Here is a 24,560-nt window from a genome sequence, read left to right on the forward strand (position 1 = left end):
TATATAAATCCAACTTTTCATTAAGGCAATTGCCCAAATCTGTTGCATTAGCTGTTTGTAGCAGTATTAATTCCACTCATTTAATTCAGTATCAAATTCTTTTTGATTATGATTTAAAGTTTCTAATTTCAATTTATATTCATTTCCGTTCTTTTCGTATTCTATTTTGTCGACAATATAATTTTGAATTAGATTTAAATTTAGTTTTTCACGAATATTTTTAATGTCATTTGGATAATTTCCAAATTTGCTTTTATACGTTTCTATTTCGTTGTGTATTTCAATTCCAATTTTGTTAGAAGTAAAATCATAAATTTTAAACACAAGTAATAGTACAACTATATTGATAAAGCCTAAGAAAGTCATTATTCGGGCATATTTATATAGAATTGATTTATTATTTGTTCCTCGATGCCATCTTGCAATTATTGCCGCTATTCCCATTAAAATTATAATAGTCATAAAAGCTTTGAAATTGCTTAATGATGTCAAAACCAAAACAATTAAAATGATGAAATAAACTAAATAATTTTGAAGTTCAAAATTTGGAATAGTTTTTTGGTTTGATGAAAATACTCTGATATGATTTTGTCTTTCGTTTTTTTCTGAATTTATAATTTTATTTAATAATTCGGTAAGTTCAATTTCATCAATTTTTATTTGACTTAAGTTTAAATTTAATTTTTGAGAACCAACAAATTCGTTTAATTTTTCAGCCCACTTATATTGTTTTTTCTTAAACTCAAATGTTTCGCAAACAACTATTGAAATAAATTTTTGATTATGAATATCAATAGGATAGGTTTCAATAATTTGCTCCCATTTTATCTCTCCTTGTTTTAAAGTTCTATCTGAAATTCCATTTTCATTAATTATTATTTGTGGTCTTTTATCAAATAAAACAAAAAATCCTAATGGAATTCCTAAACCAAAAAACGAAACACAAAGCCATCCCATAATATAGTCAAATGTTCCTATTTGTTCTTCCAAAATCATCCAAATACCAATTATAACAAAAGGCAAAGACAATGCTATAAGTCTTGCTCCTTTCCAGCTTGATTTATATAATTTTATTTCAGCCATTTTTTTAGGTGTTTTTTTAGGTGTTTTTTTTAGTTGCCGAAATACTGCTCCAAAAGTTCCGGAACTACAACTGGTTTCATACTAAATCAAGCCCATTCTTCGGATTTACTACCCAAACGATAGCGAGCATACGAAGTAAATCATCCAAATATAAATCATCTTTCAATTAAATCCATTACTCAAATTCATTATTCCAACTGTTAGACATTTGTTTTTTTTAGTATAATTCGTTTTCAAATGGTTCAACGTCTTGGATTTTTGGCAAAGGTCTTATGAGTATTTTCTTTTTTGTATTACTCAAAACCCTGTCCTCTTCTTCACCATAACTTTCTGTTTTCTCAAGTCTTATTCCTGTTGAAAGATTAAAGTCAGTAGTGTAAATTGTTCCGTGCCCATCCGATGATATGTAAGAGAAACCAATTAATTCAAAATTTCCGTTCTGAAACCTGAAATTATGTTCAAAGTGTCCTCGTAATAAACCAAAATTCACACTAACTATTCCTTTATTAATTGTAACATCTACAAATCCATCTCCTGTTCGGTATCCATCTCTTCCGTTTGGATATTGCGGTGAGATTATCTTAGTTGAAGCAGCAATTAATTTAAATTGTCTGTTTGGCTGAGCAAAAAATATTTGAAGTTTATATGGGGATTCCTGATTAATAGTATCTTGAGTAACTATTACTTTATCATCTAAATTATCTTTGTTTAAATCTCCAATGACTTTTGTTACCAAAAAAGTAAAAGTATCTTTTTCATTTTTACTTTGTGAAAACGAAGTAACACAAATCAATAATAAAAAAATTAATGTCTTCATTTTTAATCTTTCATTTTTGATATTTTTTCTTTCTTCAAAACCTTTCCATTATTTGTAAAATAATAGCTGTAATTTTCATCCTCAGCGTAAATTTCACTATTATCTATATTTTCCTGGGACATCGTTTTAAAATCTTTTGCTATAATCGGTTTTAGATTAAAATCAACTAAACTATATTTTCCTCCTTTTTTTATACATATTAATTTTTCTGTTATAAATTGTAATTTTTTTTTGAAAACGGAATAATTATTTTATTGTTTCTGTCTATAACTCCCATTTCATCTGCTTTCTTAACAATTACAAAGAAATTATGTGTTGTTTTGTTTTCTACAAAACTAAATATCTCATCATAGATGAAAGGAACTATAATTTTGTTTTCATAATTTATTACAGCCGTTTTATTGTTTTTTTTAGCAATAAATATTTCTTGATTTTGAATGTCTAATTCATCATATTCAATTGGAATTACTATTTCTTTTTTTTCATTAACAACTCCGTACAAACTATTTTTTTGAACCACTATAATACCATTTGATACATCAATTGAACTGTAATTTTCTTCAAAATTGACAACAAATTTGCCTTTGCTGTTAAGGAGTCCATATTTTTCAGTTCCAGGTATATGATTTTCATTTTTATATCCATTCTCGCTAATTTCGTGTTCTGCAATGGAAACCATATAATAGCCGTCAATGTTATAAGATGCTGAGCAAAACTGACCTTTTACTACATTTGTTCCGTCTTCAAGAAAATAGCCAAGTCCTCCAGCTATTCTGTCCTTTTTAGGAAACAGTTCCGGGTCATTTTGAGCACTTGCCAAATATTGAAAAATTAAAAAGAAAAGTATTAATTGTAATTTCATTGGTTTGTATAAAATAAAAGTAGAAATTTAATTTAAGATGATATTTAGACATTTCTTGCTACATTGCTAGCAACCGTTTTGTACATTCATTATTTATTTAAAGTCTATATTCATATTTTTAAAACTGATAATCAACGTATCAAACTTTAAAAAAACATCTTGTCCTAAATTCCCGTCAAAGTATTTATTAAAATCGTACTCTTCCAACGTAACAGGAATTTTATCTAAACTTGTTTTATGTTGTCCAATTTGAATTGGGAAGTTTGAAAGCATATATTCTTTAACTTCTACCTTGCCGCCAGCACCACCCCTTTGATTTGTTTGCATAATTCCTTTTTTTTCAACATCCAATTTATGATCCTTATAGTACTTAAAGGATAATTCTGTATTCTTGGCACCAGTGTCAAATGTGAATAATAAAGTGTCACTTTTAGAGAAAAGCCTAACTACTGGATTTAACCCTTCAAAAAACATATTTTTTTCAGTTTTTTTTAAAGCAGCTCCCGGAATAAATATCTTACCGTCTTTATGTAAGTGAACTTCGTCCAATTGGTTAATTACCGGAAAACCAATTATTCCTTTTATGGCATAATTTATTTGAGGAAATGTTAATTGGCTATCAGGCATAACAATAAACAACACATTTTCAAAAAGTATATCTCCTACATACAGACTGTCAGCTAATGCCAATTTAGACTGAACATCTTTCTGAGTTGATGAACCAATATCTACAATTTGTTCAAACAATTTAAGCTTCATTTTCTTTGCCTGGCTTTCAGATATTGTACTCAAATTTGCTCCAGTGTCAAAAATAAAATCTTCGTTGACAGTATCTACCTTTACCGGTATCATAAGGTGATTGAATTTGTTTCTATACGATTTTAAAGTTACATCTTTGGCTTTGTGCATTTTCTGCTGATTTACATCCGAAAATGTCCCAAACAAATTTTTTGTGTTTTTATAATTTTCTAAATCAGCACTGTCCAAAACCTTTTTATAAGTAGTCAAAATATCGTTGTAAATTTTCGTTGCCTTTTTGTATTCATATAAAAACAGGTAATTGGATGCCTGAACATCAAGTAACTTAACGGTTAAGCTGTCGTTTAAAGCTTGTTTGTGTTTGTTTAAAAGAATTTCAATTTCATGATTGGATTTTTCCCATTGTCCAAATGCTTTATTTATGAATACATTATAGTACAAAATCCGGTCATCACTCAACTCATTCAAATTTTTGAATAGTTCATCTTGTAATTGAAAATAATTTTTCTGTTCAAGCAAGAAATTTAATTTGTCTTCAACAATCTTGTTAGTTGTTTTTTTTGTACAACTAACAAATGTTGCAATAAGGGTTAAAATAACGAGAATTTGATTTTTTTTCATAATATCTTTAATTGTGAATTTCGTTATAAAATGCTACTACGTTTTAATGTAATGTGTTTGCTTTTTCCTTAATTTAAGAACAGACAGCCCAAAGAAAATTCTTTACATTTTTAGCGGCTGTTTTCAGTGATAATCTCCACTATTATTTTTTCAATGGAGGTTTCCAGTCCTGATAAATAAATCGCAATGCGTCATAATAAGCAACTATTGGTTCACTCATGTGGCTTTCCTTCCGGGTAGCATTTGTACTTATATAAAAGTCCTTTTAGTGTTCTATTTACAATCAAACCATCAAATTTCAACACATCAGTATGAAATGAATTCTGTTCATTAATACCTTCGTTTCCTGTACTGTAAAAAAGCATTTTATTGAGATAAACTGATTTTGTCAATTTGTTTTCTGCGAGTTTTAATATATATTTATTATCCCACCAAAGCGAAGGACTTATGGCTATATAGGCATTAAACATATCAGGGTGAGTAAACATACAATTTATAGTTGTAATGCCACCAAAAGAATGCCCGGCAAATATTTTGTATGATCCAGCTTTATAATTTGTTTCAATGTAGGGTATTAACTCTGATTGCATAAATTGAAAAAAATGTTCATTACCACCACTTGTTTTATAGGTAGAGTCAATTTTTCCAAAATAATCAATTGCACTTTTGGTAGGTGTAAGGTCTTTTCTACGGTCTTTACTAATAATACCAACTACTATAATTGGAGGGATTATCTCATAATAGCTTAAGTAGTCAATGTATGCGGAAAGTATATGAAAATTATTTTCCCCATCTAATAAATACAACACGGGAAAAGTCTTGTTAGGGCTTGCGGATTCCTGTTTTGGAACATGAATGTAAATTTGACGTTCCTCATTTAGTACTTTGGATGGTATTGTGATTACTTCATTAGATATGTGATTAAACAATTCGACATTTTGTCCTTTTGATTGCAATGATAAAAACAAAAAAAGCATAAGGGTATACTTTTTACAATTAAGAGTAGTTGTCATGGTTAAATATTGATAATTTTAAATTTGGTAATATATCAAAGATTTACTTTTTGTAGTCACCCGGATAATTGACGCAAACATCAGGTATTCAGATGGTTTAGACCTAAATTAACTCCATTTTTCGGATTTACCAAATTATTCCAAATACAAAACCATCTTTTGATTAAGCAAATTGCCTAAATTCATTATAGTAGCTGTAAACTATTTGGTTTTAATATATTTTTTTATCAGAATACAAACTTCCTTAAGATTTTTTCATTCAAATTCATACTATTCGATAATACTTCGCAAATCCAAAGTGGTTTTATTTTGGTTTAACCTTTTTTTAAGAAAGTTGTTTTTTATTTAAGTTCTCCTTTAATTGCTGAAATATTTTGTCTGTGATTTATTATGTCAATTGGTTGGCATGATCGTTTGTATAACTTCCAAAATTTGTCTTCCCAAAACTCGGCTTTTTCTTGTTTGTTTTGTTTATTTTTTGGTTTATTCACAAATTCCCAATTTCCATCTTCATTTAAAAATTTTTCGTGACTTTCAAAATATGATTCTATTAATTGGCCTTTGTCTGCCATAATCCATCTACAAGTACAAATCCAAGGGTCAATAAAAAAATAATATACTTTTGTATTTAATTCTTTTGAAAGAATTAATGTCATTTTTTTAGTTTCTTCAAAATCCCAAACATTCCATCGTAGATAATTCCATTCATTAATTTTATCAAATAATAAAAATTGTTTGTCAAAATTTTTCGTTTTTTCATCAAATAGAAAATTCCAATTAAATTTATTATCAACTAATACATTTTCGGTATAAGAAGCATTCAAAACTTTTAGAATTTCATTATTATTTGAATCTTTTATACAAAAGTGATGATTTATCAAAGTGTTAATTAGTGGATTTTCCTTTTCCACCTTGATTAGTTTTAAATTCTTTTTTTTGCTTTTGAAAAAGTCGAAAATTTTCATGGCTTTTTGGTTTTCTGCGTAAGTTCGGTATAAACTCATTCTTCGGATTTGCTAAATCAGCCCAACTACAAAAACATTTTTCCTTTAAGCCAATTGCAAATCCGTTGTAGCCGTTCGTTGTTTTTATGCTCTTTCTTTGAATTTTCTTTGTAACAATTTATATAACTCTTCGAAATTTGTGTCTAAAGTATTTGCGGAAATACTAATTGGTGAACCATAAGTTTTATAATTTATTTCCATTGCTTTTCTTTTCACAATTCCATTTTGACGATTTATATATTCTTCAGGATTTTTTACAATAAACATTAAGAATTTTTGGTTCATTACATTCGCTGTAGAAATTTCGATTATATCTTTCCACAAAACTATTCCTGCGGAAACTCCACTAGAATTATCAATTATTCCTTCAGAGTTAATTATTAAACCTGGTTTATTATCAGGCATTTTTTTTAAAAGTATAAACGTAGTATACCCAAAAAAAACAATTGCAGATATTCCGCTTATAAAAATTATCATTGGATTTCCAAAGATTTGATGATTACTTTTAGGTGGATTTACTACTAACCAAGTTCCGATTATAACAAATATTATTCAGCCTAATAACATTAAATATAATTTTTGCTTACTCAATGGTATTTCAATTTGATTTTCTTCTGACATTATTTTAGTTTCGTTTTGGTTTTAATTTTAGTTCTTTTTCTCTTTTCTGCCGTACAATGACGGTTAACGTTCTGGGATTACAGCAGGTTTGGTACTAAATTAAGCTCTATTCTCGGATTTGCCAAATCATTACAGATACAAAATCAACTTTCCATAAGCCTATTGTTCAAATCCGTTGTAGCAGTTAGTGGTAGCCTTTTTATTCATCATCATCATTTTCAATGATATTTCTTGTCCATTTTCCACCTATAAATTCTCTTTCAGCTTGCTCTCCATACTCAAGGTCAAAAACTTCATTTAAAGTTTTATCTTTGATTGTCATTTGCTCTAATGCAATAAGTTTAGCATCTTCGAGCATTTGGTCGCCTGTTAAAAACTGCCAATCTCCATCATTGTCGTGTACAACTCTTAATATAGGTTTTCCAAGTTCAAGCCATTGTCTTGTTGTAAAAACAGCAACGTTTTTAGCCTCATTGAATTTAAAATCAGCGTTTCTGTCAAGTAAAGGTTGCTTGTAAATAAACTCTTCTTCAAAATCTGTTTCCCAAGGAAATTTGTCATTTCGGTCTGTCCAAATAAGTTGAATTGCAGGAAAATCATTTGTATTGTAGAAATCTATTGCAGTTCCAAAATAGTCAGCTAAATTTCTGTTGTCAATTTGGACAAATTCGGCTTTACTATTTTCAAATATATCATTGTATGTTTTATTTGTCTCAATTTTTTGTCCACTCTTTACTAAGTCAACGACATCATTGATTATTGAATGTAAAGTTTGGGTGCTAAGTCCAAAACAAATTATTTCGGGATGATTGTATTTAGTCCAAAGTCCAATACTATAAGCGAAAGAAGGCAAATAGTCACTCGCTTCAATAAGTATAACAGAGAGTCCATATTTTTCTATATCAGATTTTGTCCGATTATCATCTCTACAATTATGTTCGTTTTCTTTTGTCATTCTTTCGTTTAAGTTTTCTTCTACTAAGGTTACCACTACGTTCTGTGACTACAGCGGATTTGGGACTAAATTAAGCCCATTCTTCGGATTTGCCAATATTCCAAATACAACACCAACTTTCCATTAAGCCTATTGCTCAGTTGTAGCATCTATGTAATGGTTATTTTTACCGCAAATTTTAAAATCTTCAGTTTTATTTAGTAATTGATATAACCTATTATAGTTCGAGATTCAATTTTCTATATTGTTACCCTAAGTTTAGGTCCTTTTTCTTCGAATCCATTCTTTTTGTAAAATTCAATTGTTCTAGGCCATTCATCCTTGTTAGGAGCACCGACCTCTACTTTGTTCCAATTCTTCGTTCTTGCAAATTCTAAAGCATTTTTAATTAGAAGTTTTCCGATTCCATTACTTCTAATGTTTCTGTCAACATACAATTCTGTTATGACTCCAAAGTCTCCACCATTGTAAATAGCAGTTCCTTGTGCTATTGTTATTATTCCGACAGTTTCATTTGTTATGTTATCTCTTGCAATGAATCCTGCAAAATTGTCTCTTGCCAATAATTCTTTACAAGTATCTTCAATTTTAGATGCATCAATCATAAAGTTACTTCCACTTCGTTGATTGAAATCCTTTAATAATTCGCAAATTAATTTTGAAATTAATCCTGAGTCCTTAATTGTCGCTTTATTTATTGAGTATGTGTTCATTTAAAATCTCGCCAAACGGCTTTTAGGTTGTATTTTAGTTTAAGGTACAATCGTAATTTTCAAGTTTTAACGCTTCTGCTTTTAATTTTTTTGCTTAAAAAACGTCTCTTCTGATGTTTTTCATGTGCCTGTTTTTGGCGATAACTATCACATAACGCTCTGTTATCAGCGGGTTTGGGACTAAATTAAGCCTATATTTAGATTTCCACCCGAGTCATAGCGAACAGGCAAATCAAATCATCCCAAATACAAAACCATTTTCCCATTAAGCCAATTGTCCAAATCCGTTGTAGCTGTTATAATCAGTTTATTTTATCTTTTTATAAATTTCATTTTTGTTAAATCGTAAATGCAAGTCGTTTCTATCGAAAAATTCAGTCTCTCGAACAATCTGAAGTCGCCGGTTACTAATTTTTACTATGTCAAAGTTATCATAGCCAATTCTAATAGTATCACCCTCGTAAATTTCAATATCAGGTACTAATGTTATAGTCTTAAGTCCGCGTTTAGGATTATTCAATAAAAAATATTTTCCTTTAAAGTCTAAATGAATGCAACCACAATTTGTTTTGAAAGTGTAAGCAGAGTCTTTGAGAAAAGTTAAATAGTCACATGCTTCCACTTTTTGGTAATCATTTCCTCTGGGGTAAGTAGCACTGTCCAAAACCCAAGTCCCTATTAAATATTCTAACTCATTAGGTCTTTGAACAGAATTGTCACATGATGCTATTGACAAAACAAGAATTATTAAGCAAATCTTCGTTATTATAGGATTAATATGTTTAACTCTTGTCATCGTCACTTAAATTAAGTATAAAGTTCTGGGATTAAAGTGGGTTTGGGATTAAATTAAGACCTATTCTCGGATTTGCCTAATCTTCCAAATACAAAACCAATTTCAAATTAAGCCTAATACCCAAATTGCTTGTAGCGTGTGTTGTGCGTAGTACTTATTTTTCTTTTTTAATTTCTCTTAAAGTTAAAATATCTATATTCTTTCCATTTTCTTCTATTGAAATAACTCTACAATGTTTATTTGCTGGATTTTTCACAAATGAAACTTCTTCAAGTTCCATTTCAGTTATTATTCTTGTACAAAGTTCACCATTGTAAAGTTTTCCTTTAATATGATTGCATTTACCTGACTTTTCATTGCAGATAGAACAATGGCTTTGTTTAATAATTCCTCCAACACTTTGAAAATAAAGATTAGGAAAAAGTAGTTTTTCGTATTGCTCTAATTTAGTTAAATATTTTTCGTTTGATTCATCAGGAAAAGTTGAGTTACATATTACAGTTCCATATATTACTTGAGCTCTTACTAAACTATTCCAAGCTTCGTCCATTTTATCTTCTTTTATGTTTACAAGCATTTGTAATTCATAAGCAATTGCTAATAAAGAGTTTTCAATACAATAGACAAGATTTGCTTCGTTTTCAAAATTTTTACTAACATATTCTTTTTTTAAACTATTGAGTTCTTTTATATAATTCTGGATAGTTTGGATTTCTTCTTTTTGAATTTCAATTCCGATCGTGATGAATGCTTTATTTTGGGCAATAGAAGCCATTTCATTAAACTCAGAAATTAATAAATTTGGGTTCTCAAAAAAAATCATCATTTTAGAGCTTTTATTATTTTATCAAAATTTTTTAATCCTTCTGCATCACCTTTGTAGTTTATTTTAGAAATTTTACCCTTTTTCTTTTCAACGTAAAATTCAATTTTAGCCGTTTTATTTCCGATAGTACCTTTAAGATTGTCATAAATAAAACTTGAAATAACATTTAATGCTAATGAAACTATATTTGGATTTTCCGAAATAGTTGAATAAGCTATAAAAATTGCAGGAAGATAAATGTCTGCATTTTTTCTGCTTCTTAATAACTCTGGTTCAACTCCTAATGAATTAATATGTATATTATTAAGTTTAAAATATTTATGAAGTTCAATTATAGATTCAGTAAAAATTAAATCCTCTTTAGTATTTGCAGATTCAATATTTTCAGGAATAAATGTTAATTCATTTAATTCTTGAATAGATAATCTGAGCAAATGATCATTAATTTCTATTTCTTCAATTTTATATTCCATTTTATAAATATTTGATTATATGGGGATGTTGATTTTTAGCACTTTACGCAGTATTACGCACAACTTGTATATATGTCTGACAATATAAGACTTATCCACCTTAAATCAGGTCGCTATGTCTGACAAATGTCAGATTTTATTGTTGGTCAAATATATGATAATTTCCTGTTAATCATCAAAAAGACTCTAGACTTATCGAATACTTTCTTAAGTAGGTAATTGTAATTTTAACATTGTTATGAAACCTAAAAACCCTAGCCCTGATGGAAACGGCATCCTTTTGTGCCGGGGTTCGGCACAAAAGATATAGTGTACAGCAGGAAACAGCTCCTAAATCTAAAACTCAAAATTTATAAAACAAAAAAAGCTGCTCCGGGGCAAAGTAGAGCAGCTTTTTACAACGAAATAATAGGTATTACTTAATTGTCTGTATTCCTGTATGTGTTGGGGTTGCCTGTTTAATGGTTCCATCCGGATTGAATTCTAATTTATCAATGCAGACTTCGCGGTGGAAACCTCCGGCCTCTCCCATTTTTATTCCGGTTGGGTACGAAAATCGGTGGTACGTGATATACCATTCGTCTTTGTTTGGAATTTGTAAAACCGAATTATGACCTGTTGCATAGATTCCCTGATCCGGGATTCCCTGAATTACGATGTTGTTTTCCGGAATTTCAATTGGTCCCAGAGGTGATTTTGAAGTTCCGTATCGTACTTTGTAATTTGGACTTCTGGTATCGTCTTCGCTCCACATAAAATAGTAAGTTCCTTTTCTGTAAATCACGTAGGTTCCTTCACGGAACGTTTTGTCTACTTTAATCAATTTTATATCGCCTTTGAATGAAATCATATCGTCATTCAATTCGGCTACAGCCATGTATCCGTTACCCCAGTACAAATAACTTTTGCCGGTTTTAGGATCTGTAAAAACATCCGGATCGATTTCCTGGCCGCCTTTTGCTCCTTCAGGTTTGGTTGCTACCAAGGCTTTTCCGCTGTCTTTGAACGGTCCTGCCGGATTGTCTGAAACGGCAACACCAATTTTTTGCGCTGCGGTGAAATAATAGAAATATTTGTATTTTCCTTTTACCTTTTTCTCTACGATACAAGGTGCCCAGGCATTTCTGTTGGCCCAGCTTACATCTTTTGGAAGATCTAAAATAACGCCTTCGTCTTTCCAGTCTATCAAATTTTCTGATGAAAAAGTTTTGAAATATTTGCCTGACCAGCCATCAAAACCATCGCTGGTTGGGTAGATGTAATATTTTTTGGTTTTGTTTGAATATAAAATATCAGGATCGGCATAATATCCTTGTAAAACCGGGTTGTTATTTATTTTTGGAAATTTTGCAGGAGTTCCCCATTTTGCAAAAAGCCTTTTCAATTCAGAACGGGTGATTGGCAAAATAGTTCCGTGACGTGGTTTGAAATCCATTGAAATTTCATCGTCAATTGCTTTGAAATTTTCTAAATCGGTGCTTTTTGTAAACTGATATTTTCCTTTTTTGTAAACGTCATACATCAGAATATAATCGTCCGAATTGTTTAGTTTAAAAACACTGGAACCTTCAACGGACTCTTTGGTCTGCTGGAGGTAATTGTCGTTTTCTGTCCATTTTCCTGAAGTCAGATCGGTTGTGGTAGCCACTTTGATTCCCGGATTTTCGGTTTCAGTTTTGTAAAAAAGATGATACACACCGTTCTTTTCGATAATATCTCCGTCAATACAGGCTTTTTCAGATTTTGGAATGAATAATAATTTTGGCTCGCTTTCAAGCGCTGTGAAATCTTTATTTGCGTAAGCGTAGTAGATTTTATCTGCATTATTTCCGTGCTGCATGCTGAAGTAAATCAAATATTTACCGGCTTTGGCATCGTAAATCGTCTGAGGTGCCCAAACACGTTTCAGGTTTTCATTGCCCGGAAATGCTTTCTGAATATTCACGATACTGGTTTTCCAGTTTACAAGATCAGTACTTTTTAGCAAAACCATGGCACGGTTGCTGTCCCATCCTTTTGAAGAAGTCATATCAGTCAGCACCATATAAAATGTTTTGCCGTCGTCGCCACGCAAAATATGGGGATCACGCACCCCTCCTGTAGAGCTGATTACCTTACTGTCTATAACCGGTTTATCGCTGTTAAGGGTATGGTAATGATACCCATCGGCACTTACGGCATAACGAACTGCTTCTTCTTCGATGCTATTTCCTGTAAAATATACAAATAAATAAGCGGTTAAATCCTTGCCGGCAATAACAGGAGGTGTTCCTGCCGGAATATTCTGGGCCTGTAAAAGATTAAAAATCGCTAAAAATAATACAAGGCTAAATTGTGTTCTTTTCATTATTCTGTTGAGTTTAAATAAAAAATCGAGTATATCAAAATTTAAAAAGTTTCATTTAAAAGTACTTTCTCATTTACTTTTATACGTATTACGGCAAATGAGTAAGGAGGCAGTTCTTTTGAAAATACTTCTTTTGCAGTTATCTGTTGAGTTACAGGTCTGGCAGTCGTTTTTTCAGGATTTCCTGATAATAAGGTATAACTTGCATTCTCTGCTGTTCCCAGATTAGCTACTGTAATCGAAGGTGCTACGGAAACCGGAAGTACATTGACCAGTTTTATAATCAAATCGCCTGTTGTCTTGTCCTGAACTGCGGAAACGCCAATACGTTTGTTAACTTCGTCATTCGCATCAGATAATTTTACGGTATTCTGAAGGTAAAAATCACCTGGGTTCTGTCCGTAAAGCTGTTGTACAAAATAGTTTACTGTAGGTTTTACTTCATAACCGTTAAAATAAATTAAATCGGGATTCCACTGGGTATGTTTTTCGCGGGCCAGTAAAGGTGCATATGAAGCCATTGTTACCACATCTCCGTTTCGTTCGATTCCGGTAAGGTATAAAGCTTCTGAAAGGGCATTATAAAATTTATTACCTCGTGAAGCATATTCGCCCAGATATACTTTGGATTTTGAGCGGTCATAGCTGTCATAAAAGTTCTGATTATTGATGAACCAGCCCGGGCTTTGATAATAATGTTCATCAACCATTGGCAGTTTCAAATCGTTTGCAATTGCCCAGCCTTCATTGTAATCTGATCCTTCAAAAAAGGGTCCAACTGTACCAATAATAATAATTTCAGGGTGTTTTTGCTGAACTGCTTTTACAATCATTCGGTAACGTTCTTCGAAAACATCACTGATCAGATCTTCATTACCAATACCTACATATTTTAAATTAAATGGTTTCGGATGACCGGCTTCTGCACGTTTTTTACCCCAGATAGTATTCACGCTTCCATTGGCATATTCGATTAGATCCAGAACATCCTGAACATATTCGTCCATATCTTCCATCGGGATTCCGAATTGCTGTCCGGCTCCTCCATCAGATGAATTCTGACAAGGAACGCCTGCAGCCAAAACTGGAACGGCCTGGGCTCCTAGATCCTCACAAAACTGAAAATATTCAAAATACCCTAATCCCATTGACTGGTGGTAGTTCCATATGTTTCGGGCAGGAATACGACTTTCTAAAGGACCAATCGTATTCTTCCATTTGTAAATATTATGAATTCCGTCTCCATGCGCTACACAGCCTCCCGGAAAACGTACAAACTTTGGATTCATTCCTGCAATAGCTTCTGCTAAGTCTTCACGAAGACCATTTTTACGATTTCTGAATGTTTTTTGAGGGAAAAGCGACACCATATCAACAGCAGTTTCTCCGGCTGTACTAATTTCTAAATGTGCATCGGTTACTGTTTTTGATGATTTTAGAACACCTGTTAATTTTTTCCATGAAGCCGTTGGGCTTACAGTTGTTTCTGCCAGAGTTTCTCCTGCAGAACTTTTTAATTTAACGGTAAGTTTTACCCCTTTTGCAAAAACACTAAAATCATATTTTTCATTGGCTTTCAAAACAATTCCATCAAAACCGGTATTACTGACACTACTTTTTATAAGAACTGCATAATTTGGATTATTGGCATGAATTGGATTTTCCTTAGAAATTTTAAAATCTCCATCCCACGCCATAGTGGCATTCCACTTTTCGTCTCTTCCTTTTTTATCGCTAACGGCATATTCAAAATCACGGTTTTGAATCATTTCTCCATACAAACCGCCATCGGCTGCGTAATTGATGTCCTCGAAGAAAACACCCGTAAGCATGTTGCTGATTTTTTTAACATCCCTGCCATTTATATTGATTTGAGCAGTTACAGGTTTTAAACCCGCCAACATTAGGCTGTCACTTTTGGGCGAAGTATTATCCTTCTTATCTCTGAATTTTACAGATTCCATTGTTCTGATGAGCATTTCGACAACACTCCAGTCAACTATTGTGATAGTCCCTTTTTGAATGTCGCCTTGTACCGTAATTTCAGTTAATTTAGGGGCATTGTCTGTATCTTCTTTCGTTTCAGTATAATTTACAAAATCTTTGGTCGTATTGTAATACTTAGTATTATCTGAAACCCAATGAATGCCATACTGACCGTCTTTTTTACCTACAGTTATATTTTGAATAACCGGTTTCTCGTCCAGTTTTTTAGTTATATTCTTCATTGCCTGAATATAACGCTGACTCTTCCAGTTAATCAGGTCTTTGCTTGAAGCTTGTGCTAAAACATCGTCTTTCACACTCCAAAAACAATGAAAAATTCCGTTATCATCCTTTATTAAAAAAGCTTCAGACATACTTTTTCCTGTTGGTCCCCAGCTTCCGTAATCTGATTTTAAAAAGCTGTGTTCAGGACCAATCCCAAACCAGTTTTTCTGATCGGTGCTCCATGAAAAATGAAGTCCGTTTTTACCGTTATTTTTTAAATTCGAATAGGCAAAAAGATATACTTTATCCGGTTTGTCTGCTTTGGATTTGAAACTAAAACCAGAGAATAAAAAGACAATTACAAAAAGTACTGCAAGACCCAAAAAATGCTGCTGTAAAAACTTCTTCATTATTTTTTGCTTTTTAGTTTGTAAAGAACAGAGCTGTGAGGTTTTAAGGTTACGGAAACTTCTTTGGAAGAAACATTCAGTTTTTCACCTGTCCACATGTTTATTCCTCCGGCAAAACCCGCTATTCCAAGATCTGAAAGACTTACTGAAACGTTTTGAGAATCTGTATCTGAAATATTAAACAATGCCAGATATACGCTTCCGTCCTTTGGATTTTTTGAAGTCACGGCAATTTTTCCGTCGTTGTGAAAAAGCTGTTTTACATTTGTGCTTTCGTTGTGCATTTTTACCACTTCTTTATTCGTTAATAATGATAAAGTAAAGGCATCATTACTTGGTAAATCACCACCAAAAAACAAAGGCGATTTAAAAATATTAAAGAATGTAATCAGTGTATATTGTTCGTCTTTTGTCAAACGCGTCATTCTGTCTTCTCCACGTTCTCCCCTAACTGAAATACGTCCTAACGGAATCATATCACAATCAGGCCATGTTCCCGGAGCAATATGCGGATACCATTTTTGAGCAACATCCATCAGGTGTGTAATGTGTGGCCATGTATCCCAAACATCATCGACCATACGCCACATATTGGCATGTCTTGTTACGTGTGCAGCTGCTGAAATTGGTGTTTCTCCAGGTGATGTACTCAATACGATTTTACGTCCGCATTTATCGATTGCATTTCTGATCAAATTGATTTCACCTTCGTGATACGGTCTTGACAGGTCGTCAATTTTAATAAAATCTACTCCCCATTGTGCATATAATTCAAAAATAGAATCATAATACTCCTGTGCTCCCGGTTTGTCTGCTAAAACAGTATAATTATCTTTTAACCATTCGCACTGTAAGGCTGTGGTGTAAATCTGGTCGGCTGTAACTCCATTTGCTCCTTTAATTGGCATTTTTTCTTCAACCGCTTTTTTAGGAATCCCACGCATAATGTGAATTCCGAATTTCAATCCTTTTTTGTGGATGTAATCTGCCAACGGTTTGAATCCCTGACCATCTTTAGCGGAAGGAAAACGGTTTACAGCAGGCAAATATCTTCCATATGGATCGATTACATAACGTGGATCTTTTTGGTTGTACCCTCCTGCTTTGTCATTTTCTACAAACCATCTGATATCAACCACTACGTACTCCCAACCATATTTTTTCAGCTCTTTTGCCATATAATCGGCATTGGCTTTTACTTCGTGTTCTTCTACCGTTGGACCATAACAATCCCAGCTGTTCCAGCCCATTGGAGGCGTTTGTGCCCATTGCTTAAATTCATCTTTTTTAAAAACTGCTTTTTGAGCATTTGAAAAAAATGATGTTAAAAAAATTCCTAAACTAAATATTATTATGCTTTTTATTTTCATATCAGTAAAAAAAATAAGTGTTGATAGTACACTTCAAATATAATAAACTTTTCTTCATTATAACAAAAAACCTGCCTGCGAATACCGAAATGCAGACAGGTTTAACTCAAATTAAAATAAACTAACTAAATTATCTTACATTCACAGTAATTTCAACCGGTTTCAACCATTGGCTTGTAAAAGTAACTTTGATAGGCTGTGCTTCTCCGGTTGCTTCAATATATGCAGCAATATGACCGTGATATACCCTCTGAACGTTATCTGTATAATCTGTCATGTCGCTGTTGTTTCCTGCCTCAAGTCCTAATAAAACTCCCGGACCACTAATGGTACAAGCTACTTCATTGTCTGAAAGCATAACCGGAAGACCGTTTTGATCTTTAACCTGAACCATTATTTTAGCAACACCTCTGTCTTTACTGATTGTGATATTTTTATCTGCAATAGTCAATTCAACAGGCTGCTGTGTTGTTGTAATTGCGTAATGGCTTTCTTCTTTATCGTCTTTATCCAATCCAACAGCTTCTAATTTTCCCGAAGCAAAAGGAATATCCCAGTAAATGATTCCAGTTTTTTCGTCGTACAATTTGGTTTCGCCTACTACTTTTCCGTTTAATTCCAAACGAGCTTTTGCAGCATTCGTATAACAAACGACACGGATTTTTTGTCCCGCTTCATAGTTCCAGATTGCCCAGGCGTCTTTAGAAATATCTTTTTCATTTTTGAGCGGATAAGTCCCTAAATATGCCATTGGTTTATCTGACCATAATGACTGACGGAAATAGCCTCTTGGTTTGATTACTCCGGCAAAATCAACCAGTCCTGAATAGAATCCTCTTGAAGGCCATCTTCCTGATTCACCTAAATAATCAATTCCTGTCCATAAAAACTGCCCAAAAATATGTTTGTTGTTTTTTACAGCTAACCAAGGCTCCATATCATGCACATTTTCACTTCCGAAAATGACTCTGTTTGGATATTTTTCGTGATCCGACTGGTATTTGCTTTCTGTATAATTGTATCCGGTAATATCCAAAGCTCCCGGATATTCAGTTTCATTAGACATCGCAACTCCGGCTAATCCTGCCGTTGTCGGACGTGATTTATCGTATTTTTTAACGGCTGCAACCAAACGTTTTGCAATTGCTCCTAAACGCATGGCATCTGGAGCATCTTTTTTATAACCTCCGTAATTTGCCTGTCCGAAACCTTCTTTCCCTTTATCCAAAACAGGGTGAGAATACGGATCGTTAGGATAATCTACTTCGTTACCGATACTCCATCCAAATACTGATAAATGGTTTCTGTCGCGGCGTACAAAATCTTCCAGATCTTTTTCTGCCCAGTCGGCAAAAATATCAAACGTTCCTTCGAATCCAGGAGTTCCGTAATTCCAGCCTTCCAGCCATTTACGCTTAGGGAATTCCCACTCGTCATACGCTTCGTTTAATACCAATAATCCTAATTCGTCGCAAAGTTCATAAAATTCAGGAGCCTGCGGATTATGGCTCGTACGGATTGCGTTTACACCAATTTCCTTCAGCGTTTGCAATCTGGTTTTCCAAACTTCACGAGGAACTGCTGAACCCAAAACTCCGGCATCATGATGTAAACAAACCCCTTTCATTTTCATCCATTTGTCATTTAATGCAAAACCATTATTTGAATCGAAAGTGAATTTTCTGAAACCTGTTTTGGTAACCGTTTCATCGATTTGCTTTCCGTCTTTTAAAACCGTTGTTTTTAACTGATACAAATTCGGATTCTCCAAATCCCATAATTGTGGATTTTTGATATTTAATTTAGTCGAAATCTTTCCGTTCTGATTGGCTGCCACATCAACTTTAGAAGAAGATTTAGCAACTGATTTTCCATCTTTCGAAATCAATTCATTCACAACCGTAAGACTTGATTTTGCTTTAGAACCGTTTTCTACCTCAACCTCAACATTCAAAGTTCCGTTACCTTTATTCACTTCCGGATAAGCGTAAACTCCCCATTGTGCAATATGAACCGGATTAGCATACACTACCCATACATTTCTGTAAATCCCGGAACCGGTGTACCATCTTGAATCGGCACTTTGACTGTGATCTACACGAACTGAAATAGTATTTTCGCCACCATATTTTACGAATGGTGTTGCATCATATGCAAATGAAATATAACCGTTTGGACGTTTGCCTAAAGAATGTCCGTTAATGAAAACTTCGCTTCGGTTGTAAACGCCTTCAAAATATAAATATACTTTTTCGCCATTTTTACTCTGCGGAATATTGATTGATTTTCTGTACCAGGCAATTCCTCCCGGCAAAAATCCGGTACAACTTGCCAATGTTGGACTCAATTGCCCTTTTACACTCCAGTCATGAGGTACATTTACCTGTTGCCATTTGCTGTCGTTAAAAGCTGCATTTTGAGCATCCGGTGTATCCTGAAGATTGAATTTCCAGTTGTCATTAATTTTTTTAGAATCTCCAAACGAAATCTGGCTGGTCGCTGACAGACACGAGAAGAGCAATACGGGTAATAAGATCTTTTTTGTAAACATTTTTTAAAAGGTTCTAAGATGCTAAGAATCTAATTTTCTAAGCTTTCCTTAATTTGTTAATTAATATTTTGCTTCGGTTTCTCAGGTTCAGGTTTCAAGCTCGTTATCAAACCTGAAACCTGAAATATTTTAATATTGTAATTCTCCAACAAACGTTACTACTGATTTTGCCGGAATTTCCAGATTATCCATTTTCTGAACTGTTCCTTTTTTTAAATTGAAAGTATCAGAAGTTGTGTAAGGTGTAAATTCATTGCTTTTTACTGTTCCCTTTGATAAATCAAACTTGTATTGCTGAGCTGACTTTCCACAGTTCACTGCTACTACAATCAGTTTTTTGTTTTGAACATCCTTGTAAGCTGTGAGCATCACATCATTTGCAGCATCAAGTTCATTTTGATCCGGAACATCAACTCTCAGCATTCCCGGACGTACAAACAAAGAGTAATTCCCTAAAGCCCAAAGCAATTTTGAATCGTGAAACTCTCCATCATTTCGAACATAATCCGGTGCTGTTGAACCTGTGCTTTTTCCATCATCGAGATAAACAAGACCGTCTTTGTAATCAGCACGGGTAATGGATGTCCACCACTGCCATGAAGCAGCATTTGCAAGTGCAATATCATTATGAATTAACCTCGCTACGAACAAAGCTGTCTGAATTCCTAAATCTCTTCCTCCGCCTGAACCTCCCGGAATTTCAGCTTCACCCGGGTTCTCCAAAATGCAGTACTCAGACTGCCAATACTTTAAACCCGGTTTCTGTTTTACTTCTGCTGCAATTAATTTTCGGCTTAAAACCTGTTTTTCAACCGGCCAGGTTGTAAAATAACTGTGGCCTAAAATAACATTTTTAACATTCGAAAATTTAGAAATATTCGTTTTTGTTTTTCCAAAGAAATAATCAATCTGATTATCGCGATTTTCTGCATTTACATTTCCATACAAATAATCGATTTGTGCTGCTTCGGCAACTACAATTTCTGTACTCATTTTTTTGGCTTTCAGCTTCTCAGAAAGTGCTTTCGTTACCTCGTATATCTCCTGATTTGTAGCCGGAGTACCTTCCTGACTGTTGGTGTCACCGCTTTTTGGCATCCACTCCCACTGCGGTTCATTTAATGGGCTGACATAATCGAATTTTATACCTTCATTTTTCTCCAGTCCCTGAATACTTTGAACTAAAAAATCGGCAAATTTTGGAATTGCACCATCTTTTAGATTCAGTTTATTCTTTTGTGAAGAAAAAGATAATCCGTTGTGCGTCATGTGAACCGGCGGACTGTTGGTGAATATCAGGAATTTTTCGACTCCCCTTTTTTTAGCTGCCTGCAAAAACCATCTCTGCCCTTCCTGTTTTGAAAAATCGTAGGTTCCATCTGCATTGAGGAAACATTCGCTTCTTCTCCATTCGTCAGAAACTTTGCTGTTTTCGCCTTGTTCTGCACTTCCTGCTCCGAGATTAAAACGCCAGATCGAAAGTCCGATTCCTTTTGGGTTTCCTTCTGCATCAATTTCTTTGCTGAACAACAAATCTGCAATTGCATTTTTTTTCTGCTCCGGCCAATTTTTACCCACGAATTGTGTTCTCCAGGCATCCGAACCTCCAAAACCATCCATGGTCTGTACCACATTATCTGTCCTTATAGTGATGGTTCGCTGTCCATAAGACAGCGAACTCATTACTACTAAAAGCGAGATATATACTCTTCTCATTTTTTAAATTCTTTCTATTTTTATCAATACTGTTTTTGTCATTCCGACGCAGGAGGAATCTCAGCAAGCAACTCCTCAATCAAAAGCAAAAATCTTTGTCGATCTTGCACCGGAGATCCTTCGTTCCTAAGGACGACAAACATTACGGATAAAACCTGTTTTATTTATACGTTCCTACATACGTTACAACTGATCTTGCAGGAATTTCTAAATTCGTAGCTTCAACAGCTGTTCCTTTTTTAAGACTCAAGGTTTCAGAAGTTGTGTAAGGTGTTAATTTATTATCTGTTAACACACCTCCTGAAAGGTTAAATTTGTATGTTTTTGCTGCTTTACTGATGTTCACTGCAACAATTACCAGTTTTTTGGATGCAACATCTTTATAAGCTGTAACCATCACATCGTTTACAGCTTTTGCGCTATCTACACTTGGAACCTGAACTCTTACCATTCCCGGTTTTACGAAGAAAGAAAAGTTTCCTAAAGCCCAAAGTGTTTTGGAATCCCGGATAAATCCATCATTTTTACAATAATTTGCATCACCGGCTCCATTGCTTGAACCATTATCAACGTGAATTAATCCGTCTTTGTAATCTCCACGGCTAATAGCTGTCCACCATTGCCATGAAGTTACGCCACCAACAGCAATATCAGTACTGATAATACGCGCTGTCCAAAGTGCCAGAGAAATTCCTAAATCCCTTCCCGGACCTGCGCCACCTGGCAATTCAGCCGTTCCTGGGCTTTCTAAAACACAATATTCTGTAGACCAAAGACTCAATCCTCCAACAGACTGCGCTCTTACAGCAGCTAATTCTCTTGAATTTACTAACTCTCTTAAAGGCCATGCCTGCCAGTAACTATGTGCAGAAATGGTTTTCTTAACGTTGCTTAAACCTGCAATGTTTTTGGAAGAATTAGAAGCAAAAAAATAATCGATCTGGTTCGATCTGTTTTCTTTACCTGAAATTGTTTTGTATAAAGGCTCATAAGAACCTCCTTCTCCTACTACAATCTGAGAACTTAGTCCTTTAGATTGTAATTTTGGAGATAAAACATTCACAAAACTGTAAATATTTCCATTTGTAGCAGGTGAACCTTCCTGACCTGAACCATCCCATTCGTATTGCGGTTCGTTGAAAGGACTCAAATAATCGATTGTTAATCCGTGCTCTGATTTTAATTTATCTAAAGATGTTACCCAGAAATCAGCCAGTTCAGACATTTTTCCTTCTTTCAGATTGTAATATTCTTTGATACTTGCATGCGCTTTTCCGTTTTGAGTCAAATAAACCGGGGCACTGTTTGAAAAAGCCAATAATTTATCTACTCCACGTTCTCTTGCAGCTTTCATGAACCAAACCTGACCGGCTTGTTTGGTCATATCATAGTTTACTCCGTTTGTAGTGAAACATTCTGTACGTCTCCATTCATCACCAATATCGCTGGCATCGCCCTGTTCTGCACTTCCTGCACCCAAATTAAAACGCCATAATGACAAACCGATACCTTTTGGATTTCCTTCAGCATCAAACTCTTTGCTGAAAAGCAAATCTGCCATTTTGTTTTTTTTATCCGAAGGCCAGTTTTTCCCAATAAAATTACACTGCCAGGCATCAGAAGCACCAAAACTTTCCATGGTTTGAAGATTAGCATCCAGATTAATTTTTAGTTCTGCAACAGCATTATCAGAATCAGAATTTTCGTTTTTATCAGAATCACAGCTCACAAAAAGAGAACTGGCGAAAAGCAAGCCTGCACACAGCAGACTTACTTTATTATTTTTATATAATGTCATCTTAATAATTAGGGTTTTGAGTAATTACACCTCCACTTAAATCTCTCTCGATTTGCGGTATTGGCCAAAGTAAATGTTTTGAAGGATCAAAATTAATCCCCTTATCCTGAGATTCTTTTGTATTTGTTGTTTCATAAGGATCTGTAGAACTTAAATTGTATTTTACAAAAGTTCCGTTTGGTCCCATCAAAGTTTCAATTACTCTTTTTCCTGTTGTTGGATCTTTTTCGCGACGGATATCGAACAGACGTAATCCTTCAAAAGCCAGTTCCAGACGACGCTCTTTATAAATTTGGTTTAAAAGCGTTGGTCCTGAGATTCCGGTTTTAGGGTCTAGATCGACACGATCCCTAATGATATTAATATCCGCCAAAGCATCTCCGCTTGTATGGTAACTTGCTTCTGCTCTTGTCAGGTACATTTCAGCCAGACGAATCAACGGAACATTTAATGGTAAGTGCCCGTCTTTTTTATCTAATGTACGGCGTGTAGCGATTGGAATATAATATTTACGGCAGATACGTCCTGATTTATTATCATTTAAACTGAATTTATGAGTCGGATTTAAAACCTCATCTCCATAAGCGGCTTCTCCCCATTTTGTAATAGTACTTCTGCGACGGATCACATCATTTTCAGAAAGATAAGCATTCTCTAAATCACTGGTTGGCATGCACCATCCCCAACCATCAATAACATCTTTTGCATCATTACTAGGGAAGTTTTTTTTGTCTTCTCCTCTTGCTCCCGAAAAAGTTGGCAGCATAGAACCCAAAGCTTCGTTTTGTATAGAGGAAGACTGAGCTTCTAAAATAGATTCTTTTCCGTTATGATTGTTTACATTCCAGATGTCTAGAAAATTTTCTTCCAGGGTGTAAGGACCTTCTGTTATTACCTTATTGGAATATTGTTTTGCCTCAGCCCATTTTTCCTGAAATAAGGAAACACGAGCCAATAAAGCATAAGCAGCCCATTTGTTTATTCTTCCGTTTCTGGCTACCGGGATTCCTTCCAGCTTTGCTGCAGATTCTTTTAAGTCGGCTTCTATTTGTGCATAAACTGCTGTTGCCGGACTGCGCTCCAGTTTTAAATCACTGGTTCCCAAAGATTTTGTATACAAAGGTACTGCCCCGAAAAAGTTTACCAATTCATAATAGCAATAGGCACGAACAAACAAAGATTCTCCCATATATTGGTTTTTCTGAGTGTCCGTAATTGGCGAAACAGCCATTTTTTCCAAACCAATATTTGCTGATTGAATGGTATAATAATGAGCCGTATAAAGACTATTTAAACCTCCCATATTGTCCGGAGTGATAACATACTGCGCCCCTGGTCTAAACGCACTATTATCCTGTCCTGTGTTTCCCATCCAGGCATCATCAGTAGCAGTTTCGTTTACTAATCTTGGAGCAAGTAATGTATACCAGTCTTTAGAAAGCAGTAATCTCTGCGTCAATTCATTAGTATAGTTTTCGCATTCCTGCGCTGTCTGAAAGTAGTTGTCCAGCGTCTGTGTTCCTCTTTCTTCTTTTTCAATAAAATCCTCACAGGAAACTGCAAACATTGAAAAAGCTATTATAGATAAAATTATTTTTTTCATGTTTTCTATTA

General features: G+C 34.0%; 19 protein-coding genes. All 19 read right to left on the reverse strand.

Translation table 11 applies throughout. The annotated features are described in order from the left end of the window. Positions 1 to 66 precede the first annotated feature (66 nt). Complete coding sequence (locus FLACHUCJ7_RS23195) at positions 67 to 1,083, reverse strand: STM3941 family protein (protein ID WP_180910700.1); 1,017 nt, start codon at positions 1,081 to 1,083, stop codon at positions 67 to 69. Between the two features lie 217 nt (positions 1,084 to 1,300). Further along, complete coding sequence (locus FLACHUCJ7_RS23200) at positions 1,301 to 1,900, reverse strand: hypothetical protein (RefSeq protein WP_180910701.1); 600 nt, start codon at positions 1,898 to 1,900, stop codon at positions 1,301 to 1,303. A gap of 211 nt (positions 1,901 to 2,111) precedes the next feature. After that, a complete protein-coding gene (locus FLACHUCJ7_RS23205; RefSeq protein WP_180910702.1) occupies positions 2,112 to 2,762 on the reverse strand; it encodes a WG repeat-containing protein in 651 nt (216 codons plus the stop codon). Positions 2,763 to 2,855: 93 nt separating this feature from the next. Beyond that, complete coding sequence (locus FLACHUCJ7_RS23210; protein ID WP_180910703.1) at positions 2,856 to 4,142, reverse strand: retropepsin-like aspartic protease; 1,287 nt, start codon at positions 4,140 to 4,142, stop codon at positions 2,856 to 2,858. 212 nt (positions 4,143 to 4,354) lie between these two features. Next, entirely contained in the window at positions 4,355 to 5,119 is a 765-nt protein-coding gene (locus FLACHUCJ7_RS23215; RefSeq protein ID WP_180910704.1) for an alpha/beta hydrolase, read from the reverse strand. Between the two features lie 377 nt (positions 5,120 to 5,496). Further along, positions 5,497 to 6,066: a hypothetical protein gene (locus FLACHUCJ7_RS23220; protein WP_180910705.1), complete on the reverse strand. Its 570-nt coding sequence runs from the start codon at positions 6,064 to 6,066 to the stop codon at positions 5,497 to 5,499. A 177-nt stretch (positions 6,067 to 6,243) separates the two neighbouring features. Further along, positions 6,244 to 6,711, reverse strand: a complete 468-nt coding sequence (locus FLACHUCJ7_RS25495) for an STM3941 family protein (protein WP_317170957.1) — start codon at positions 6,709 to 6,711, stop codon at positions 6,244 to 6,246. A gap of 268 nt (positions 6,712 to 6,979) precedes the next feature. Then, complete coding sequence (locus FLACHUCJ7_RS23230; RefSeq protein WP_180910706.1) at positions 6,980 to 7,735, reverse strand: DUF4262 domain-containing protein; 756 nt, start codon at positions 7,733 to 7,735, stop codon at positions 6,980 to 6,982. A 239-nt stretch (positions 7,736 to 7,974) separates the two neighbouring features. Then, entirely contained in the window at positions 7,975 to 8,448 is a 474-nt protein-coding gene (locus FLACHUCJ7_RS23235) for a GNAT family N-acetyltransferase (protein ID WP_180910707.1), read from the reverse strand. Positions 8,449 to 8,755: 307 nt separating this feature from the next. After that, positions 8,756 to 9,244 carry a hypothetical protein gene (locus FLACHUCJ7_RS23240; RefSeq protein ID WP_031457244.1) on the reverse strand — a complete coding sequence of 163 codons (489 nt, stop codon included), beginning with the start codon at positions 9,242 to 9,244 and terminating at the stop codon, positions 8,756 to 8,758. 154 nt (positions 9,245 to 9,398) lie between these two features. After that, a complete protein-coding gene (locus tag FLACHUCJ7_RS23245) occupies positions 9,399 to 10,070 on the reverse strand; it encodes a hypothetical protein (protein WP_180910708.1) in 672 nt (223 codons plus the stop codon). Continuing rightward, positions 10,067 to 10,543, reverse strand: a complete 477-nt coding sequence (locus FLACHUCJ7_RS23250) for a hypothetical protein (RefSeq protein ID WP_180910709.1) — start codon at positions 10,541 to 10,543, stop codon at positions 10,067 to 10,069. The genes FLACHUCJ7_RS23245 and FLACHUCJ7_RS23250 overlap by 4 nt, the downstream gene beginning before the upstream one ends. A 415-nt stretch (positions 10,544 to 10,958) precedes the next feature. Next, a complete protein-coding gene (locus FLACHUCJ7_RS23255; protein ID WP_180910710.1) occupies positions 10,959 to 12,890 on the reverse strand; it encodes a family 43 glycosylhydrolase in 1,932 nt (643 codons plus the stop codon). Positions 12,891 to 12,931: 41 nt separating this feature from the next. Beyond that, positions 12,932 to 15,511 carry an alpha-L-arabinofuranosidase C-terminal domain-containing protein gene (locus FLACHUCJ7_RS23260; RefSeq protein ID WP_180910711.1) on the reverse strand — a complete coding sequence of 860 codons (2,580 nt, stop codon included), beginning with the start codon at positions 15,509 to 15,511 and terminating at the stop codon, positions 12,932 to 12,934. Continuing rightward, a complete protein-coding gene (locus tag FLACHUCJ7_RS23265) occupies positions 15,511 to 16,881 on the reverse strand; it encodes a glycoside hydrolase family 27 protein (protein ID WP_180910712.1) in 1,371 nt (456 codons plus the stop codon). The genes FLACHUCJ7_RS23260 and FLACHUCJ7_RS23265 overlap by 1 nt, the downstream gene beginning before the upstream one ends. A gap of 130 nt (positions 16,882 to 17,011) precedes the next feature. Continuing rightward, positions 17,012 to 19,432, reverse strand: a complete 2,421-nt coding sequence (locus FLACHUCJ7_RS23270; RefSeq protein WP_180910713.1) for a sugar-binding domain-containing protein — start codon at positions 19,430 to 19,432, stop codon at positions 17,012 to 17,014. A gap of 129 nt (positions 19,433 to 19,561) precedes the next feature. Beyond that, the gene (locus FLACHUCJ7_RS23275; RefSeq protein WP_180910714.1) at positions 19,562 to 21,148 is read right to left on the reverse strand and encodes a glycoside hydrolase; all 1,587 of its coding nucleotides are present in this window, start codon (positions 21,146 to 21,148) and stop codon (positions 19,562 to 19,564) included. Positions 21,149 to 21,308: 160 nt separating this feature from the next. Further along, positions 21,309 to 22,946: a glycoside hydrolase gene (locus FLACHUCJ7_RS23280; RefSeq protein WP_180910715.1), complete on the reverse strand. Its 1,638-nt coding sequence runs from the start codon at positions 22,944 to 22,946 to the stop codon at positions 21,309 to 21,311. A gap of 1 nt (position 22,947) precedes the next feature. Then, entirely contained in the window at positions 22,948 to 24,549 is a 1,602-nt protein-coding gene (locus tag FLACHUCJ7_RS23285; RefSeq protein ID WP_180910716.1) for a RagB/SusD family nutrient uptake outer membrane protein, read from the reverse strand. Positions 24,550 to 24,560: the final 11 nt, after the last annotated feature.

This window comes from Flavobacterium salmonis (assembly GCF_903819435.1).
Taxonomy (GTDB): domain Bacteria; phylum Bacteroidota; class Bacteroidia; order Flavobacteriales; family Flavobacteriaceae; genus Flavobacterium; species Flavobacterium chungangense.

Excerpts from the sequence above, each read along its gene's own strand:
- FLACHUCJ7_RS23265 (WP_180910712.1), bottom strand. The coding sequence starts at position 16,881 with ATGAAAATAAAAAGCATAATAATATTTAGTTTAGGAATTTTTTTAACA.
- FLACHUCJ7_RS23270 (WP_180910713.1), bottom strand. The coding sequence starts at position 19,432 with ATGTTTACAAAAAAGATCTTATTACCCGTATTGCTCTTCTCGTGTCTG.
- FLACHUCJ7_RS23255 (WP_180910710.1), bottom strand. The coding sequence starts at position 12,890 with ATGAAAAGAACACAATTTAGCCTTGTATTATTTTTAGCGATTTTTAAT.
- FLACHUCJ7_RS23240 (WP_031457244.1), bottom strand. The coding sequence starts at position 9,244 with ATGACAAGAGTTAAACATATTAATCCTATAATAACGAAGATTTGCTTA.
- FLACHUCJ7_RS23285 (WP_180910716.1), bottom strand. The coding sequence starts at position 24,549 with ATGAAAAAAATAATTTTATCTATAATAGCTTTTTCAATGTTTGCAGTT.
- FLACHUCJ7_RS23280 (WP_180910715.1), bottom strand. The coding sequence starts at position 22,946 with ATGACATTATATAAAAATAATAAAGTAAGTCTGCTGTGTGCAGGCTTG.
- FLACHUCJ7_RS23200 (WP_180910701.1), bottom strand. The coding sequence starts at position 1,900 with ATGAAGACATTAATTTTTTTATTATTGATTTGTGTTACTTCGTTTTCA.
- FLACHUCJ7_RS23235 (WP_180910707.1), bottom strand. The coding sequence starts at position 8,448 with ATGAACACATACTCAATAAATAAAGCGACAATTAAGGACTCAGGATTA.
- FLACHUCJ7_RS23230 (WP_180910706.1), bottom strand. The coding sequence starts at position 7,735 with ATGACAAAAGAAAACGAACATAATTGTAGAGATGATAATCGGACAAAA.
- FLACHUCJ7_RS23260 (WP_180910711.1), bottom strand. The coding sequence starts at position 15,511 with ATGAAGAAGTTTTTACAGCAGCATTTTTTGGGTCTTGCAGTACTTTTT.
- FLACHUCJ7_RS23215 (WP_180910704.1), bottom strand. The coding sequence starts at position 5,119 with ATGCTTTTTTTGTTTTTATCATTGCAATCAAAAGGACAAAATGTCGAA.
- FLACHUCJ7_RS23250 (WP_180910709.1), bottom strand. The coding sequence starts at position 10,543 with ATGGAATATAAAATTGAAGAAATAGAAATTAATGATCATTTGCTCAGA.
- FLACHUCJ7_RS23245 (WP_180910708.1), bottom strand. The coding sequence starts at position 10,070 with ATGATGATTTTTTTTGAGAACCCAAATTTATTAATTTCTGAGTTTAAT.
- FLACHUCJ7_RS23210 (WP_180910703.1), bottom strand. The coding sequence starts at position 4,142 with ATGAAAAAAAATCAAATTCTCGTTATTTTAACCCTTATTGCAACATTT.
- FLACHUCJ7_RS23205 (WP_180910702.1), bottom strand. The coding sequence starts at position 2,762 with ATGAAATTACAATTAATACTTTTCTTTTTAATTTTTCAATATTTGGCA.
- FLACHUCJ7_RS23195 (WP_180910700.1), bottom strand. The coding sequence starts at position 1,083 with ATGGCTGAAATAAAATTATATAAATCAAGCTGGAAAGGAGCAAGACTT.
- FLACHUCJ7_RS23275 (WP_180910714.1), bottom strand. The coding sequence starts at position 21,148 with ATGAGAAGAGTATATATCTCGCTTTTAGTAGTAATGAGTTCGCTGTCT.